13 protein-coding genes and 2 pseudogenes are annotated in these 15,764 nt (G+C 44.6%); 9 read left to right on the top strand and 6 right to left on the bottom strand.

The genetic code is table 11. The features are described from left to right. The 8 genes from WS42_RS03110 (at nucleotide 1) to WS42_RS03075 (ending at nucleotide 7,919) form a co-directional block, all read left to right on the top strand. Entirely contained in the window at nucleotides 1–345 is a 345-nt protein-coding gene (locus WS42_RS03110; protein WP_013610545.1) for a DRTGG domain-containing protein, read from the top strand. A gap of 1 nt (nucleotide 346) precedes the next feature. Then, the gene (locus WS42_RS03105; protein ID WP_046450735.1) at nucleotides 347–1,066 is read left to right on the top strand and encodes a PHP domain-containing protein; all 720 of its coding nucleotides are present in this window, start codon (nucleotides 347–349) and stop codon (nucleotides 1,064–1,066) included. Between the two features lie 106 nt (nucleotides 1,067–1,172). Next, nucleotides 1,173–1,742, top strand: a complete 570-nt coding sequence (locus WS42_RS03100) for an ATP-binding protein (RefSeq protein WP_013610543.1) — start codon at nucleotides 1,173–1,175, stop codon at nucleotides 1,740–1,742. Nucleotides 1,743–1,769: 27 nt separating this feature from the next. Beyond that, the gene (locus WS42_RS03095; protein WP_013610542.1) at nucleotides 1,770–2,159 is read left to right on the top strand and encodes a (2Fe-2S) ferredoxin domain-containing protein; all 390 of its coding nucleotides are present in this window, start codon (nucleotides 1,770–1,772) and stop codon (nucleotides 2,157–2,159) included. A 52-nt stretch (nucleotides 2,160–2,211) separates the two neighbouring features. Further along, nucleotides 2,212–4,002, top strand: coding sequence for an NADH-quinone oxidoreductase subunit NuoF (locus WS42_RS03090; RefSeq protein ID WP_046450734.1), 1,791 nt, complete (start codon nucleotides 2,212–2,214; stop codon nucleotides 4,000–4,002). 30 nt (nucleotides 4,003–4,032) lie between these two features. Next, the gene (locus WS42_RS03085) at nucleotides 4,033–5,793 is read left to right on the top strand and encodes an NADH-dependent [FeFe] hydrogenase, group A6 (RefSeq protein WP_022160950.1); all 1,761 of its coding nucleotides are present in this window, start codon (nucleotides 4,033–4,035) and stop codon (nucleotides 5,791–5,793) included. A gap of 9 nt (nucleotides 5,794–5,802) precedes the next feature. Next, on the top strand, nucleotides 5,803–6,279 hold the full coding sequence (locus tag WS42_RS03080) for an NADH-quinone oxidoreductase subunit NuoE family protein (RefSeq protein ID WP_013610539.1): 477 nt from the start codon (nucleotides 5,803–5,805) through the stop codon (nucleotides 6,277–6,279). Between the two features lie 290 nt (nucleotides 6,280–6,569). Beyond that, nucleotides 6,570–7,919 (top strand): carbohydrate binding domain-containing protein, encoded by a 1,350-nt coding sequence (locus WS42_RS03075; RefSeq protein WP_022160951.1) that lies wholly within the window; start codon nucleotides 6,570–6,572, stop codon nucleotides 7,917–7,919. On the opposite strand, the gene WS42_RS03070 is transcribed toward WS42_RS03075, so the two are convergent. Beyond that, nucleotides 7,916–8,083: a hypothetical protein gene (locus WS42_RS03070; protein ID WP_233433991.1), complete on the bottom strand. Its 168-nt coding sequence runs from the start codon at nucleotides 8,081–8,083 to the stop codon at nucleotides 7,916–7,918. The two genes, WS42_RS03075 and WS42_RS03070, sit on opposite strands and share 4 nt — an antisense overlap. Before the next feature lie 357 nt (nucleotides 8,084–8,440). On the opposite strand from WS42_RS03070, the pseudogene WS42_RS03065 reads away from it, so the two are divergent. Further along, nucleotides 8,441–8,785 (top strand): annotated as a pseudogene (locus WS42_RS03065) (response regulator); the annotation flags it as partial. 147 nt (nucleotides 8,786–8,932) lie between these two features. Here WS42_RS03065 and WS42_RS03060 read toward each other — a convergent pair. From WS42_RS03060 to WS42_RS03040, 5 genes and pseudogenes are all read right to left on the bottom strand, one after another. Next, a pseudogene (locus tag WS42_RS03060) lies at nucleotides 8,933–10,009 on the bottom strand (purple acid phosphatase family protein); the annotation flags it as partial. A 185-nt stretch (nucleotides 10,010–10,194) separates the two neighbouring features. Then, on the bottom strand, nucleotides 10,195–10,464 hold the full coding sequence (locus tag WS42_RS03055; RefSeq protein ID WP_022160955.1) for a TlpA family protein disulfide reductase: 270 nt from the start codon (nucleotides 10,462–10,464) through the stop codon (nucleotides 10,195–10,197). Between the two features lie 44 nt (nucleotides 10,465–10,508). Further along, nucleotides 10,509–10,751, bottom strand: coding sequence for a DUF4369 domain-containing protein (locus WS42_RS15745; RefSeq protein ID WP_041556217.1), 243 nt, complete (start codon nucleotides 10,749–10,751; stop codon nucleotides 10,509–10,511). Nucleotides 10,752–10,895: 144 nt separating this feature from the next. Next, entirely contained in the window at nucleotides 10,896–14,432 is a 3,537-nt protein-coding gene (gene nifJ / locus WS42_RS03045) for a pyruvate:ferredoxin (flavodoxin) oxidoreductase (RefSeq protein ID WP_022160956.1), read from the bottom strand. Between the two features lie 110 nt (nucleotides 14,433–14,542). Continuing rightward, nucleotides 14,543–15,721 carry an ATP-binding protein gene (locus WS42_RS03040; RefSeq protein ID WP_013610533.1) on the bottom strand — a complete coding sequence of 393 codons (1,179 nt, stop codon included), beginning with the start codon at nucleotides 15,719–15,721 and terminating at the stop codon, nucleotides 14,543–14,545. Nucleotides 15,722–15,764 lie beyond the last annotated feature (43 nt).

The following is a 15,764-nucleotide window of genomic DNA, read 5'->3' as shown; positions in this document are numbered from 1 at the left end:
ATGACAGTCAGAGAATTGGCTACACAACTAAAATTAGAAGTCTGCTGTGGTGCGGCAGGCCTGGACAAAGAGATCAAAGGCGGCTATACCTCCGATCTACTGAGTGATGTGATGGGTAACGCCCGGGAAGGGAATATCTGGATTACGCTTCAGACACACAAAAATATCATGGCCATCGCTTCGCTGAAAGAACTGGCAGCCATTGTCCTGGTCAAAGGTTACCGACCGGAAGAAGATACCGTTTCCGAAAGTGAGGCAGAAGGCATACCCATCTTAAGTACTTCCAGACAGACATTCGAAATGACAGGCGAGATTTACGAACTTCTCCAGAAAAAGGAGCAGTAAAATGGACATTCGGGCCGACCTCCATATTCATACCGTCCTTTCCCCTTGCGGAGATCTGGAAATGAGTCCGGAGAATATTCTGCATTTCGCCCAAGTCCAAGGACTGAATATGATCGGAATCACTGATCACAACTCCACCCGCCAGGCACCGATAATCCGTGATTATGGGAAAACGAAAGGTATATTCGTCCTTACAGGTGCTGAAATCTGTAGTAAAGAAGAAGTGCATGCCCTGACTTTTTTCGAAACCGACGAACAGCTTACTATTTTTCAGCATTACCTGGATGTACATTTACCCGATATTCCGAACGACCCGGAAAAATTCGGCTTCCAGGTTGTCGTCGATCCGGAAGAACAGATCATTTACGAAGAACCCAAACTATTGATTTCTGCCTTGAACCAATCGCTGGAAGAAATTGCACATAAAGTCAGGCAACTCGACGGTATTTTCATTCCGGCCCATATCGACAAACCCTGTTTCAGTATTCTTTCACAATTAGGATTCGTCCCGCCGGATTTACGTTATGATGCCCTGGAGCTCAGTAGTCATACCTCTCTTTCGAAATTCCTGTCCGGCCATCCCGAACTGAAATCCGCCTCTTTCATCCAGTCCTCGGATGCCCACTATCCCGGGGACATCGGAAAAATATATACCCAACTGAAAATAGAAGATTTTTCCTTCAAAAACATCCGGCAATCTATCCGGAATTTAATTACGTAATTTCACTCCTGCAATCGTTGTAATTTTATGAATTTAAATTAAATTTGAGGCCAGAAATAAATATTTAAAGTTTATTATCCCAATAAGTTAAAGAATATACCTATTCATGAAAGATTTGTCCTCTCATATGATGGATATCGTCCAGAATTCTATCCGGGCAGAGGCTTCGTGGATTCAGATCCGGATTTGCGAAGATCCGGAGGCAGATCTCTTTCTTATTGAAATTCAGGATAACGGTTGCGGTATGGATGAGGCGACTTTGGCAAGGGTCAGGGATCCTTTTTTTACCAGCCGGACAGTACGCAAAGTGGGCCTGGGAATTCCCTTGCTCCAGCAAAATGCCGAACGAACCGGAGGAAAAGTTAGTATCGTCTCACAGCCGGGTCAAGGGACTACTCTCACAGCCCGTTTCGGTCATTCCCATCTGGACCGTCCTCCTTTGGGAGATGTAGCAGAAACGCTTACGCTATTGGCAGCCGCCAATCCGGCCATCCATTTCAGCTACGATCATTCGACTCCCAGCGGTACATACCGGTTCGATACCCAAGAGATCATACAGGTGCTGGAAGGTGTACCTTTGGGACATCCCGAAATTCTTCCGGCCATACAAAATTTAATCCGGGAGAATCTCAAAGAAATACATGCCGATCAAAGCATGTCCATCAGGCAATCATAAAATCAATTATCACCTAATAACAGCTATATGGAAAAAATAAAATCACTCGCCGACCTGAAAAAAATCAGGGATAACGTTCAATCGAAAATCGATCTGCGCGAAAAAAGCGAGCATCCTGAAAATCTGATTCAGATCAAAGTCGCCATGGCCACTTGTGGAATAGCAGCAGGTAGTAAGGAAACGATGAATTACTTTCTGAACAATCTTGAAAAAAACGGTATTCAGGCCGTAGTCACTCAAACCGGCTGTATGGGTTACTGCTTTGCAGAGCCCACGGTAGAAATCACCAAACCGGGAAAAGAACCGATCGTATTCGGTCATGTCAACTGTGCTAAAGCAGAAGAGATCATCCAGAAATACCTGAAAAACGACGAATTGGTCGAAGGGATTATCCCGGTTAATTACCAAAGTATCTGATTCTATAACGTGCTAAATATTTTCAACTATTAATCGATAAACAACCCCATCTATGAGTTATAAAATGCATATTCTTGTCTGTGGAGGGACCGGTTGCCGTGCGTCAGCCAGTAAAAATATCATCTGCCGACTGGAAGATTGTCTGAAAGAACGTGCTCTGGAAGACGAAGTACAGGTCATCGCTACCGGCTGTTTCGGTTTCTGTGAGAAAGGTCCTATTGTCAAGATCATGCCTGACAATACCTTTTATGTACAGGTAAAACCGGAAGATGCCGAAGAAATCGTCAACGAACACATCATTAAAGGCCGCAAGGTAGAACGGTTATTATACAAAGAACCGTCTAAAAAAGTGACGGTCAGCGATTCCAAACACATGGAATTTTATAAAAAGCAATTACGCATCGCTTTGCGTAACTGTGGTTTTATCGATCCGGAAAACATCGAAGAATGTATCGGTCGTGACGGTTACAGCGCTTTAGCCAAATGTCTGACAGAGATGACTCCGGAAGCGGTTATCGACGAAATCAAACGATCCGGATTGCGTGGACGGGGTGGCGGCGGTTTCCCTACCGGTCTGAAATGGGAATTTGCCCGCAAATACCAGGCCGATCAAAAATATGTCGTTTGTAACGCCGACGAAGGGGACCCGGGAGCTTTTATGGACCGTTCGATTATGGAAGGGGATCCGCACTCCGTGATCGAAGCCATGGCCATTTGCGGTTACAGCATAGGTGCCAGTAAAGGACTGGTATACATCCGGGCAGAATATCCTCTGGCTATCGAACGGCTTCGTATCGCGATCGAACAAGCTGAAAAATACGGGCTGCTGGGAGAAAATATTCTCGGTACCGATTTTTCTTTCCATATAGAAATCCGTTATGGTGCAGGTGCTTTTGTCTGTGGAGAAGAGACCGCTTTGATCCACTCGATGGAAGGACACCGGGGCGAGCCCACGACCAAACCTCCTTTCCCGGCAGAATCGGGCTATTTGAATAAACCGACGAATGTCAATAACGTCGAAACACTGGCCAATATTCCTGTCATTCTCAACAAAGGGGCCGACTGGTTTGCTTCTATCGGAACAGAACGTTCGAAAGGAACCAAAGTATTTGCATTAGCCGGTAAAATCAATAATGTGGGCCTGATCGAAGTGCCTATGGGTACTACTCTCCGGGAAGTCATTTATGAAATCGGGGGAGGAATCAAAAATGGTAAAAAATTTAAAGCCGTACAAACCGGAGGTCCTTCGGGCGGTTGTCTCACGGAGATACATCTGGATACTCCGATCGATTTCGACAACTTGCTGGCAGCAGGTTCGATGATGGGATCCGGTGGCATGATCGTCATGGACGAAGACGATTGTATGGTTGCTGTCGCCAAGTTCTATCTGGAATTTATCGTCGAAGAATCTTGTGGAAAATGTTCTCCCTGTCGGATCGGCAACAAACGGTTATTGGAAATCTTAACCCGGATCACCGAAGGGAAAGGCACGATGGAAGATCTCGACAACCTCCGTAACCTGAGCCAAGTGATTAAAGATACGGCTCTTTGCGGCTTGGGACAGACCTCTCCCAATCCGGTACTGTCTACACTGGAACATTTCTATGACGAATATGTCGCTCACATCCGGGATCACAAATGTCCTGCCGGAAAATGTAAGGCGTTGTTATCTTTCCGTATCGACCCGCAACTATGTGTAGGATGTACCCTCTGTTCACGTAATTGTCCGGTAGATGCAATCATCGGCGAACGGAAAGAAGCCCATTTCATCGACACGACTAAATGTATCAAATGCGGTACTTGTAAAGATAAATGCAAATTTAATGCGATAAGTGCCGGATAACCGAAGTATAACAGCCCATAACGAAAAAACATGGAACAAAATATAACTCTGCAAATAGATAATCATATCGTAGAGGTGGCCAAAGGAACGACGATTCTCGAAGCAGCCCGGGGAGTAGGTATTCAAATCCCCTCCTTATGCTATATGAATCTGAAAGACATGTGTATCACCAACCTTCCGGCTTCCTGCCGTATTTGTGTCGTCGAAGTCGAAGGACGGAGAAACCTGGCTCCGGCCTGTGCTACCCGTTGTGAAAACGGCATGAAGGTAAAAACCAGTAGCCTCAGGGTGCTCAATGCCCGGAAAACCGTACTGGAATTAATTCTCTCGGACCACCCCAACGATTGCCTGATCTGTCCGAAATCCGGGAATTGCGAATTACAAAACCTGGCCGTTAAATTAAAAATCCGCGAGATACCCTTTGCCGGTGAGCGGAATATTCTCCCGATAGAGACCTCTCCGTCGATTGTCCGCGATATGAGCAAATGTATTTATTGCCGTCGTTGTGAGATGATGTGTAATGAAGTGCAAACCGTAGGGGCACTCGGTGCTGTAAACCGTGGTTTCATTTCAACGATAGCTCCGGCTTTCGACGAACCTTTATCCAATTCAGCCTGTACCTTCTGTGGTCAGTGTGTCGCCGTATGTCCTGTAGGAGCACTGACCGAAGTCGACCATACGAATCGGCTGATCAGCGATCTGAGTAATCCGAAAAAAACCGTTATCGTACAGACGGCACCGGCAGTACGGGCTGCACTCGGCGAGGAATTCGGTTTAACACCCGGCACTTCTGTTACCGGAAAGATGGTAGCTGCTTTAAGACAATTGGGCTTCGACAAAGTGTTCGACACCGATTTCGCTGCCGATCTGACCATTATGGAAGAAGGAAGCGAATTACTGGATCGGTTGACCCGTTATCTCAAGGGTGATAAAGACGTATGCCTCCCTATTCTGACTTCTTGTTGTCCGGCCTGGGTCAATTTCTTCGAACATCAGTTCCCCGATATGCTGGATATCCCGTCGACCGCACGTTCACCCCAACAAATGTTCGGTGCTATCGCTAAAAACTATTGGGCAGAAAAGATGAACATTCCCCGGGAAGATTTGATCGTTGTATCTATTATGCCTTGTCTGGCTAAGAAATACGAATGTGCCCGGGAAGAATTCGCAACACAGGGCGATCCCGATGTCAACTACTCTCTTTCTACCCGGGAACTAGCCAGTCTGATCAAACGGGCCAATATCGATTTCAACAGCCTGGCGGACGAAGATTTCGATCATCCTTTGGGAGAATCTACAGGTGCCGGAGTAATCTTCGGAGCTTCGGGAGGTGTGATGGAAGCAGCATTGCGAACAGCTTACGAACTTTATACCGGAAAAACACTCGACAAAGTAGATTTCAAAGAAGTACGGGGTCTGGAGAACATAAAAAAAGCAACTATTAAACTCAACGGAGTAGAACTCCATGTCGGTATTGCTCATGGATTGGGAAATGCCCGTAAACTTTTGAATGAAATCCGGGAAGGAAAATCCGAATTCCATGCGATCGAAATCATGGCTTGTCCCGGTGGTTGTATCGGAGGAGGAGGCCAACCTTTACATCATGGCAATTCGGCTTTATTAAAAGCCCGCAGCCAGGCCCTCTATCAGGAAGACGAGCATAAACCGCTACGGAAATCTCATGAAAACCCGGATATTATCAAATTATATGAAGAATATCTCGGAAAGCCGTTGAGCGAAAAAGCCCATCATTTATTACATACCCACTATTTTAATAAAGCAACCCATTAATTGAAAACTATGAGCGAAATACAATTACCTCAGCATAAAATAGACAAGTTACTCGAAATCTGTGATGCTCATGGAAATCAGCCGGGAGAACTGATCAATGTCTTACATAAAGCACAGCATCTTTTCGGATATCTTCCGGCAGAAGTACAACGGATTGTTGCCGACAAGCTGAATATTCCGGTATCTAAGGTATATGGAGTAGTCACCTTTTATTCATTCTTTACTATGACCCCCAAAGGTGAACATCCGATTTCCGTATGTATGGGAACCGCTTGTTATGTCCGGGGAGCTGAAAAAGTACTGGATGAATTTAAACGGATATTGAATATCAATGTAGGCGAAACGACTCCCGACGGTAAATACTCTTTGTCCAGTCTGCGTTGTGTCGGGGCTTGCGGCCTGGCTCCCGTCGTGTTGATCGGCGAAAAAGTATTCGGACGCGTTGTTCCGGGTGACGTAGAAAAAATACTGAAAGAATTAGATTAGAACCTTTTATGATCGCTTAAAATCCACAGTACTCCGGAAACGGAATCCTGTGGATTTTTACATATTAACACATCCATATACTTATTTTTTTATTTCTTCTTGCTTACATGTTATAGCTTATCATTGTCATCTCCACTTCAATTTGAATTATATCCTGTTTTTCAAACAGATTTATCAATTATAATTTGGTTATTTTATCTAATTTCTTTAATTTTATAGTGGTTGTACTCCTTGCATTCTTCTCTCCTGAATGCTGCTTGTTTTAATTATTTCATTAAAAATTTTTCACCATGAAACGCATGATTTATATCTTAGCGGTAGTTATGGCTGTCGGTTGTCATCATTCGATGGACCCCTGGCCTGGTGACGGTGACAAACAAGATGTCGCCATGTATGTCAGAACACGTAGCCTGTCCGGCATTACAGCTTCTCCCTCAGTGTATCAGTTTTTTGTTTACGATCAGGTTCATTCCAGCATGAGCCGGTACAGTGTCAATCCCGAAAAAGAGGACAACAATGTCCTTCACCTGAAGCTTTTTCCCGGCACATATACCGGCTATTGCGTTACAAATGCCGAAGAAACCGAAAATTGGGAATATACCGATAATCTTCCGCCCGGCGAAATATTCCTGAAATCGGGTAAAACAGAAACCGGAGATCATCTACTCGGGCAAAGTGATTTCACCGTGGCCCAGGACGGCGACAACAGCGCCGTTTTCGACCTCAACCGAAAAGTCGGAATGTTGAGAGTGACCATCGAGAATATTCCCGAATGGTTAACCGATTTACAAATCAATCTAAGTAATATCTCTCAAAAGATGAGTCTGACCGGAGAATATAAAGGCGATTGTTCTATCACTAAAAATATCGGTTTACCGGACGAGAACGGTACTTCGGTGACGACTTTGCTGGTATTTCCCCCAAAAGAAAAGGCTATTCTGACCCTTTCTTCCAATTCAATGGTATTTGTCACTCCGGAGCATCCCATCGAATCCATATTAGCCAACCGGATAACGGAGATCAAAGCCATTTTCAAAGACCCGGCTGCCACCAGCGAGTTGGATATCACCACCCGACTCGCAGATTGGGATGAAACGATCCTGCAGGAAGCGGATTGGGAAGTCGACAAGCCCCAAGGTCCCTGTACAGGCGTAGGCAATGGAACGAACCTCGTTCTAAACGGAAGCTTTGAAAGCGATTTTATTGACGATCTTCCCGATCACTGGAATGCAGATGTTTCCAGTAAAGAATATACTCCCCGGATAGTCAGCGTCACCTCTCCGACCCAGGAGGGAAGTAAAGCGGTAAGAATAGAAGGTAAAACTTACCTCTATCAGGACATTCCTGTGACGGGTGGTCAATGTTACCAATTGAAGATGTACGTCAATGCACCCGCTCACGAGGTCAAATGGCGCAGCTGGTGTACCTGGATGAAAGGCAGTAAAAACCTGCCTTCGGACGCCCTTCATTCTCCGAGTTACCAATACGAGACTTCGGGCTATATCGATGCCTATGCCGGAAAAGTATTCCGGGCACCGGCGGACGCCACCAAGCTCCGGGTAGAAATCCGTAATTACATGGATCCGGTCGAAGGTAAAGGGCTATACGTCGATGCCATCCGTGTGGAAGCCGTCGATTAGCTTTCCCCCACCATCCGGGCCGGGTCGCCCCAGCGATCGAACTCCTCTGCCGTAACCTCACCCGACCCGATCGCAGCCTGCCGCAAGGTAATTCCTTCGCGGTGGGCTTTTTGCGCTATCGCTGCCGCCTTATAATACCCGATGTACGGATTCAAAACTGACACATCCTTCCCCCGGTAAACGGGCACTATGCAAGAAATTACGGATCAAAATTCTTTCATCTTCTCCCATACAATTCTTTCTTTTTCAAGAATTTCCGAATGAATAAAACGTACGATTAAATTGGATACAATCAAACATTAAAAAATAAATTTTACATCTTATTTTAACCGGGAATCATTTTTGATAAATCATTCATAATCAATGCAAAAATTATTTTTCACGTTGTACTTTTCGTTTTTTATTTCGAAGAATTTATTATCCGGTTAATCGTACCTTTGACTTTGTGATTATTTTCACCACTTTTTAAGCACTTAGGATATAAAATCTATATGGGAGATGTCATTGACGATAGGCCTTTAATTCTTGTAGCAGAGGATAATGCGAGTAATTATCTGTTGATCGAGATCCTTTTAAAGCATACCTATCGCTTGATTCATGCGCAAAACGGACGAGAAGCCGTAGCGTTTTTCCAAAGCCATCATCCTCAGCTTATTTTGATGGATATCAAGATGCCCGAAATGAATGGGTATGAAGCCACTTCGGAAATTCGTAAATCATCGGCCGATATTCCCATTATCGCCGTAACGGCTTATGCTTTCACCGAAGATGAAAAAAGAATTCTGGAAAACGGTTTCAACGGTTATTTGTCAAAACCGATAAAAGCACAAACTCTATTACAAAAAATAAAAGAATTTCTCAATTAATCTATCCAGATTATCCATTCATACACAGATAAAAACAAAGCTTCCTCCTGATCGGTTATCCAGGAATCACCACACGTCGCTTTTACCTCATTTATCTCATAAAAATACATATAAATACGAGAAGCTTTTCCATTTTTAAGTAATCGTCTACAATTCAAGTTCTTGCAAAATGTGTCCTTTCGTATCCAACACTTTCAATTTCAACATATCTCCTTTCCTGGTTAACATCATGACGGTGGCTTCGTCCAATTCATACCCTCCACCGACCACTACGGGGCAAGGATTACCCAGACTGCCGGCCGGATGGTAAGCATAGACGTGGGTATGTGCATTCAACGATACATCGACAGGATTTTTTTTCAGCAAATCGCCCCATAATTCCCGGCAAGGCGTGTAATCGGTCTCGTTTCCCCAAAGCGGAATATGATGCACCAACACTTTTTTCCCGGCCTGCCGAAAGGCTTTCGAATGCAATTCCCGCCGCAAAAATTCTGTCTGTTCATCTCTAAAGCCACTGAAATCGTTCAATCCGTAATACACCCAATGGTCATCCGTTTTGTCTTCTCCGCAATCGAGCAGAACGAACCGGGTATCTCCCCAATTAAAAGCACCGTAGGTTTTATCTCCCATATAGTATAACAACCGTCTTAAATGAAGGGAATACGCATTCCGGATTTCATGATTCCCGCGTAAATAAAACACCGGTTTTTCCTCTGCCCTCACTTGTCCTTGATAAAATGAGAACGCTTCCACGACCTCTTCTTCACACCCCGGAGCATCGAGCATATCACCATTAAAAATTACAAAATCATAATCTACTTCTTCGATCTGTTTGCACAAGGCGGCCATAGTCGGAAATTCCTGATGAATATCATTGAAAATAAGAGCCGTGAAATCGGTCTCCCGTTCACCGGGTACCCGAAAAGAATAAAACGGCGAAACTGCTGTATGGCCGAAAATTTTACTATAAGCTCCATACTTCAGGATTTCCCGGGAACAAACCCGGTAATAATAGGTCTCGCCCGCTTCCAAATTTTCCAGTCGGATTTTATGGATGTAATTGTTACAGACTACTTGTCCGTCGAGCATCGTCCGGGCTTTCTTCAACTCCAGTGTATCCGTACCGTATTCCACCCAGCTGTATACCGGTACATGAGTCAGCCAGCTGACCGTAATTCCATTTCCCGTCAGGCTTTGTAAACAGGGCTTTGTCCAGAAAATCTGTCCGGCAGGAGTATTTTTCCGGGCATATCCTCCCGCACATAAAAAGAAAAACAAGAATACACAACAAAACGTTCTCATATTTTCTGAATTTATAATTAAACAGGGAACGACAAACCCGTCACCCCCCTTACAAATACCTTACCGGCATCATTCACCGTAAAGCGTTTCCAGCAGCAGATCGAGGTTCAGTGTGGAATTACCACCCGGCAATGGCCACACGCCCATACTTCCAGCATATTATACTTACCCGACTTCACATAATCGGAAAACATCCCCTCTTTTCCGTTCACATCCACCACTTTGAAGTCGACGCAGGGCCTTCCTTTGGCCAACTTACAACGCTCGGCCAGCTTTTCTTCCAAAACCTGACTTTGTTTTTCCACTTCGATCCCCGGAGCGATACATTTTTCCGAAAATACACCTTCGTATAAATATCCCGAATATACGCTCCACATCTCGTATACAATTCATTCCGCTCTTCATACAAGGAATCTATCTGTTACCTAAATATTATACAGGTCTTCCGACTGTGATCCTGTGATTCGTACTTTAAACAAATCTTCCCTCCATTGATCCGGATATCCGAATTCTCGACAAACAGGCTAAAGGCTTTACCTCCCCACTCTCCGTCTTTCTTTTCAATGGAAATATACCCGTAAAACGGTTCTGAAACTTGCCCCTCGAACCCGAACATCCCGTCTTTCACCACCGCCGAACCAATGGTATCCCTACCATTCCGCAAAATAAATACTCACTTTGACAAGGCCGGACACAGAATAGAGGGATTACAAATATATAATATATATAATGAAAAATAAAAAAGAAAGGTGTCGAAATCGACTTGTCGATTCCAACACCTCTTTCTTATAAACAGGCTCGCCCGGATTTACTTACCGTATTCCATAGCAGCCAAACGTTTGTAGCCGTTCAGTTTCCATTTCGCATCGTTTTCCGTTGCCTGGAACAACCGTTCTGCTTCTTCCGGAGTAGCTTTCATCAGGGAGTTGAAACGCACCTCTCCCATCAGGAATTCACGGAATTTTGTATAGTCGGGTTCTTTAGAATCTAACTGGAACGGGTTCTTCCCTTCTATTTCAAGCATCGGATTGTAGCGGTACAACTGCCAGTAACCACATTCTACAGCTTTCTTCTCTTCCTGTTGTGATTTCCCCATGCTGGCTTTCAGACCATGATTGATACAAGGAGCATAAGCGATGATCAAAGAAGGTCCGGGATAAGCCTCTGCTTCCTTGATCGCCTTCATATACTGAGCCTGGTTGGCACCCATGGCCACCTGTGCCACATATACATAACCATAAGACATCGCCATCATACCCAGGTCTTTTTTACGCACCCGTTTACCGCTGGCAGCAAATTTAGCAACAGCACCTGCAGGAGTAGATTTAGACGACTGACCTCCGGTATTGGAATAAACCTCGGTATCTACCACCAGAATATTTACATCTTTACCGCTGGCCAAGACATGGTCGACACCACCGTAACCGATATCATAAGCCCATCCGTCACCTCCGAAAATCCACTGTGATTTCTTCGTAAAGTAGTTTTTCAGGATCAGGAGCTCTTTAGCGGCAGGAGCTGTTTCTTTAGCTAAAGCAGCAGCCATCGCATCGCTGGTAGCCAGGGTCTTGTCGCCGTCTTCGTAAGCTTCGATCCAGGCATTGATAGCCGCCTGAGTATCGGCAGAGAAGCTATTCAGATTTTCTTCAGCCAACCGTTTTACCCGTTCGCGCAGACGATTAGCCCCTTCGGCCATACCGAATCCGAATTCAGCATTGTCTTCGAACAATGAGTTCGCCCAGGCCGGTCCACGTCCGCTCTCATAGTTGGTACAATAAGGAGTAGAAGGAGCAGAACCTCCATAGATAGAGGAACATCCGGTAGCATTGGCCACCATCATCCGTTCTCCGAACAACTGAGAAATCAGTTTGATATAAGGAGTTTCACCACAACCGGCACAAGCACCGGAGAACTCGAACAACGGCTGAGTGAACTGTGAATTTTTCACATTATTCGGTTCAACTACTTTCTTGTATCCTACTTTTTTATCCATATATTCCCAGCGGTTTTCTTCCACCATCTGAGATTCCAGCGGTCTCATCACCAAAGCTTTGGTCTTGGCCGGACATACATCGGCACAGTTACCGCAACCGGTACAGTCGAGCGGAGATACCTGAATCCGGAATTTATAACCGGCCAATTCTTTACCGATAGCCGGTTTAGCCTGAGTACCTGCAGGAGCTGCAGCCAGCTCTTCGTCGCTCATCAGGAACGGACGGATAGCAGCATGAGGACAAACATAAGCACACTGGTTACACTGAATACAGTTTTCTACCTGCCATTCGGGCACGTTTACAGCAATTCCGCGTTTTTCAAATTTAGCGGTTCCGGCAGGGAAAGTACCGTCTTCATAACCGTTGAATGCGCTGACAGGCAGGTCATCCCCTTTCTGTGCATTCATCACATCGACGATATTGCGGATAAATTCCGGACGGTTTTCATCGTGTTTGATCTCATCATCCGGCAGGTTCTTCCATTCGGCAGGAACAGTTACCTTTATCAGGTTACCTTCTTTACCTCCTGCGTCAACAGCTGCATAGTTCATATTGACAATGGCCTCACCTTTCTTACCGTATGACTTGTCGATAGCGTGTTTCATTTCGCTGACAGCCACTTCATAAGGAATAACATTGGTAATTTTGAAGAATGCACTCTGCATGATGGTATTCGTACGGTTGCCCAACCCTAATTCCTGGCCGATCTTCGTTCCGTTGATGATATAAAAATTGATCTCGTTTTCTGCCAGATAGCGTTTCATATGGTTCGGCAGGTGTTTTTTAGTCTCTTCCTCATCCCAGATAGAGTTCAACAGGAAAGAGCCACCTTTCTGAAGTCCTTTCAATACATCGTACATATGGATGTATGCAGGTACGTGACAAGCCACGAAATCAGGAGTAGTAATCAAATAAGTAGAACGGATCGGACAATCACCGAAACGCAGGTGAGAAGCCGTAAAACCGCCTGATTTCTTTGAATCGTAAGCAAAATAAGCCTGACAATATTTATTGGTAGCTCCACCGATAATTTTGATCGAATTTTTGTTCGCCCCGACCGTACCATCGGATCCCAGCCCATAAAATTTAGCTTCATAAGTTCCGGCAGGAGTCATTTTAACATCTGCTTCAGCAGGCAGAGAACGGAAGGTAACGTCATCTTCGATACCGATCGTAAACTGGTTTTTCGGTTCGTTACGTTCCATATTTTTGTAAACGGCAATAATCTGAGAAGGAGTAACATCCTTAGATCCCATACCGTAACGTCCACCTACGATCACCGGAGCATTAGCCTGACCATAGAAGATATCTCTCACATCCAGATACAAAGGATCACCGTTAGCTCCCGGTTCTTTGGTACGGTCTAACACTGTAATCCGTTTAACCGTAGCCGGAACAGCTTCCATAAAATATTTAGCAGAGAACGGGCGATACAGGTGAACTGCAATCATACCCACTTTCTGACCGTTTGCATTCTCATAGTCGATCACCTCACGGATAGTCTCGGTAACCGATCCCATAGCGATGATGATATTTTCTGCATCGGCAGCTCCATAGTAATCGAACGGACGATATTTACGACCGGTGATCGCACTGATCTTATCCATATAGTCAGCCACCATATCCGGTACGGCATCATAGAATTTATTCGAAGCTTCACGTCCCTGGAAATAGATATCGGGATTCTGAGCTGTTCCCCGGGTAACCGGATTTTCAGAATTCAGTGCACGATCGCGGAAAGCCTGCAAAGCATCCATATCCACCAATCCTTTGATATCTTCCATCTGCAATTCTTCGATCTTCTGGATTTCGTGAGAAGTACGGAAACCATCGAAGAAGTTCACAAACGGAACCCGTGATTTGATAGCTGTCAGGTGAGAAACGGCAGACAGATCCATTACCTCCTGTACAGAACCTGAAGCCAACATAGCGAATCCGGTCTGACGAGCAGCATATACATCGGCATGATCTCCGAAAATATTCAATGCATGAGCAGCCAAAGCACGCGCACTTACATGAAATACGCAAGGCAACAATTCTCCGGCAATCTTATACATATTCGGAATCATCAGCAACAATCCCTGTGATGCGGTATAGGTAGTAGTCAGGGCACCGGCTTGCAGTGAACCATGAACAGCACCGGCAGCACCGCCTTCAGACTGCATCTCAATGACACGAACGGTTTCCCCGAACATATTCTTTCTTCCTTTAGCCGCCCATTCGTCAACGTTCTCAGCCATCGGTGAAGATGGAGTGATCGGGTAGATACACGATACTTCACTGAACATATACGCAATATGTGCAGCAGCAGCGTTACCATCACAAGTGATAAATTTTTTCTCTTTTGCCATCGTTATAAAATTAAATTTATTTAATTCCAAATTGAACCCCTTTTCCGGTGTCCAATTTATCTTGTTATTACTCTATATTTATTCCAGCCCTCAGCCTATAGCTTTTAACCTTAATAAGTAAACCCCGCCAACCAAAGCGGCATTATATTCCCTTTGCCCCGTTCGATCATGTCTTCCATAACTACCAAAGAGGAATCGAATTTCTGTCCTTCCCCTTCTCCGCAAACCGCAATCCGATACTTACCGTCTACCAAAAAATCGGCACGTTCGGTATAAGTAATACGGCTCATCGGACATAACTGACTCAGAAAAAACGATTTTCTTAACACAGTCGTATCCACATCCTCCAGACAGACTGCATTCAGCAAGTTCGGATTATGGATATACAATTTTTTTGGCTTTTTCCCACAATCATCGTCATTATCCGTATCATACAATAAAGTCAGCAAACGCGCATTTTTCATGTAATTCAGATAATTGAGCACAGTAGCCCTCGACACGCCGATCAGTCCGCTCAACTTGCTGATATTCACATTACAGGTATTATCTTTAGCAGCGATATACAGCAATTGTTTCAACTTCACTAAATATTTCAACTCGATCTGGCTGGCATAGGGAATATCGAATTCCAGTGTCAGATTGATATTTTTCAGCAAATAATCGATGTGTGATTTCTCTTCGAGATAAATCGGATAATAGCCGTATTCCAGATAATTATTAAAATAAGCCAAAGGGCGTACATGTTTCAGGATATCCTCGACGATTTCCTCATGCCGTTCGACCATATCTGCAAAAGAATAAACCGGAAAAGTCTGATTGGTTTCTAATTCCAGAAATTCGCGGAAAGACAACCCACTCAGATTATACATATCGACAATCCCTTTCAGATAGGCATTCGATTTGATCCTGACGATTGATGAAGCCGTAAAAATAATCTGCAAATCGGGGAAAGCATCGTAACAAGCCCTCAATTCTTTATCCCACTCGGGGTATTTATGGGCCTGATCCAACAACAACACTTTCCCTCCTAACTTATAAAAATGCTCTACAAAATGAAACAATCCGTCGTTAACGATAAACAGATTGTTGACATTCACATACAGACAGGTATTATCCTGCGGATGATATTCTTTACTGTAATCCAGCAGAAAATTCGTTTTTCCTACTCCACGGCTTCCTTTTACCGCAATCAGACGGCTATTCCGATCGATCCGGTCCATCAATCCCCGCCGGATAGAAGATACCCGATCCTGTAAAAGAGCTATATGTGTCGATACTAAACTGTTCATTCTTACAATTTTGCCATACAAAGATAGAAGAAAAATAAATATA

Source organism: Odoribacter sp. N54.MGS-14 (assembly GCF_000980295.1).
Lineage (GTDB): Bacteria > Bacteroidota > Bacteroidia > Bacteroidales > Marinifilaceae > Odoribacter > Odoribacter splanchnicus.
The sequence above is the reverse complement of the archived record's forward strand: the minus strand, read 5'-3'. Positions and strand labels throughout refer to the sequence as shown.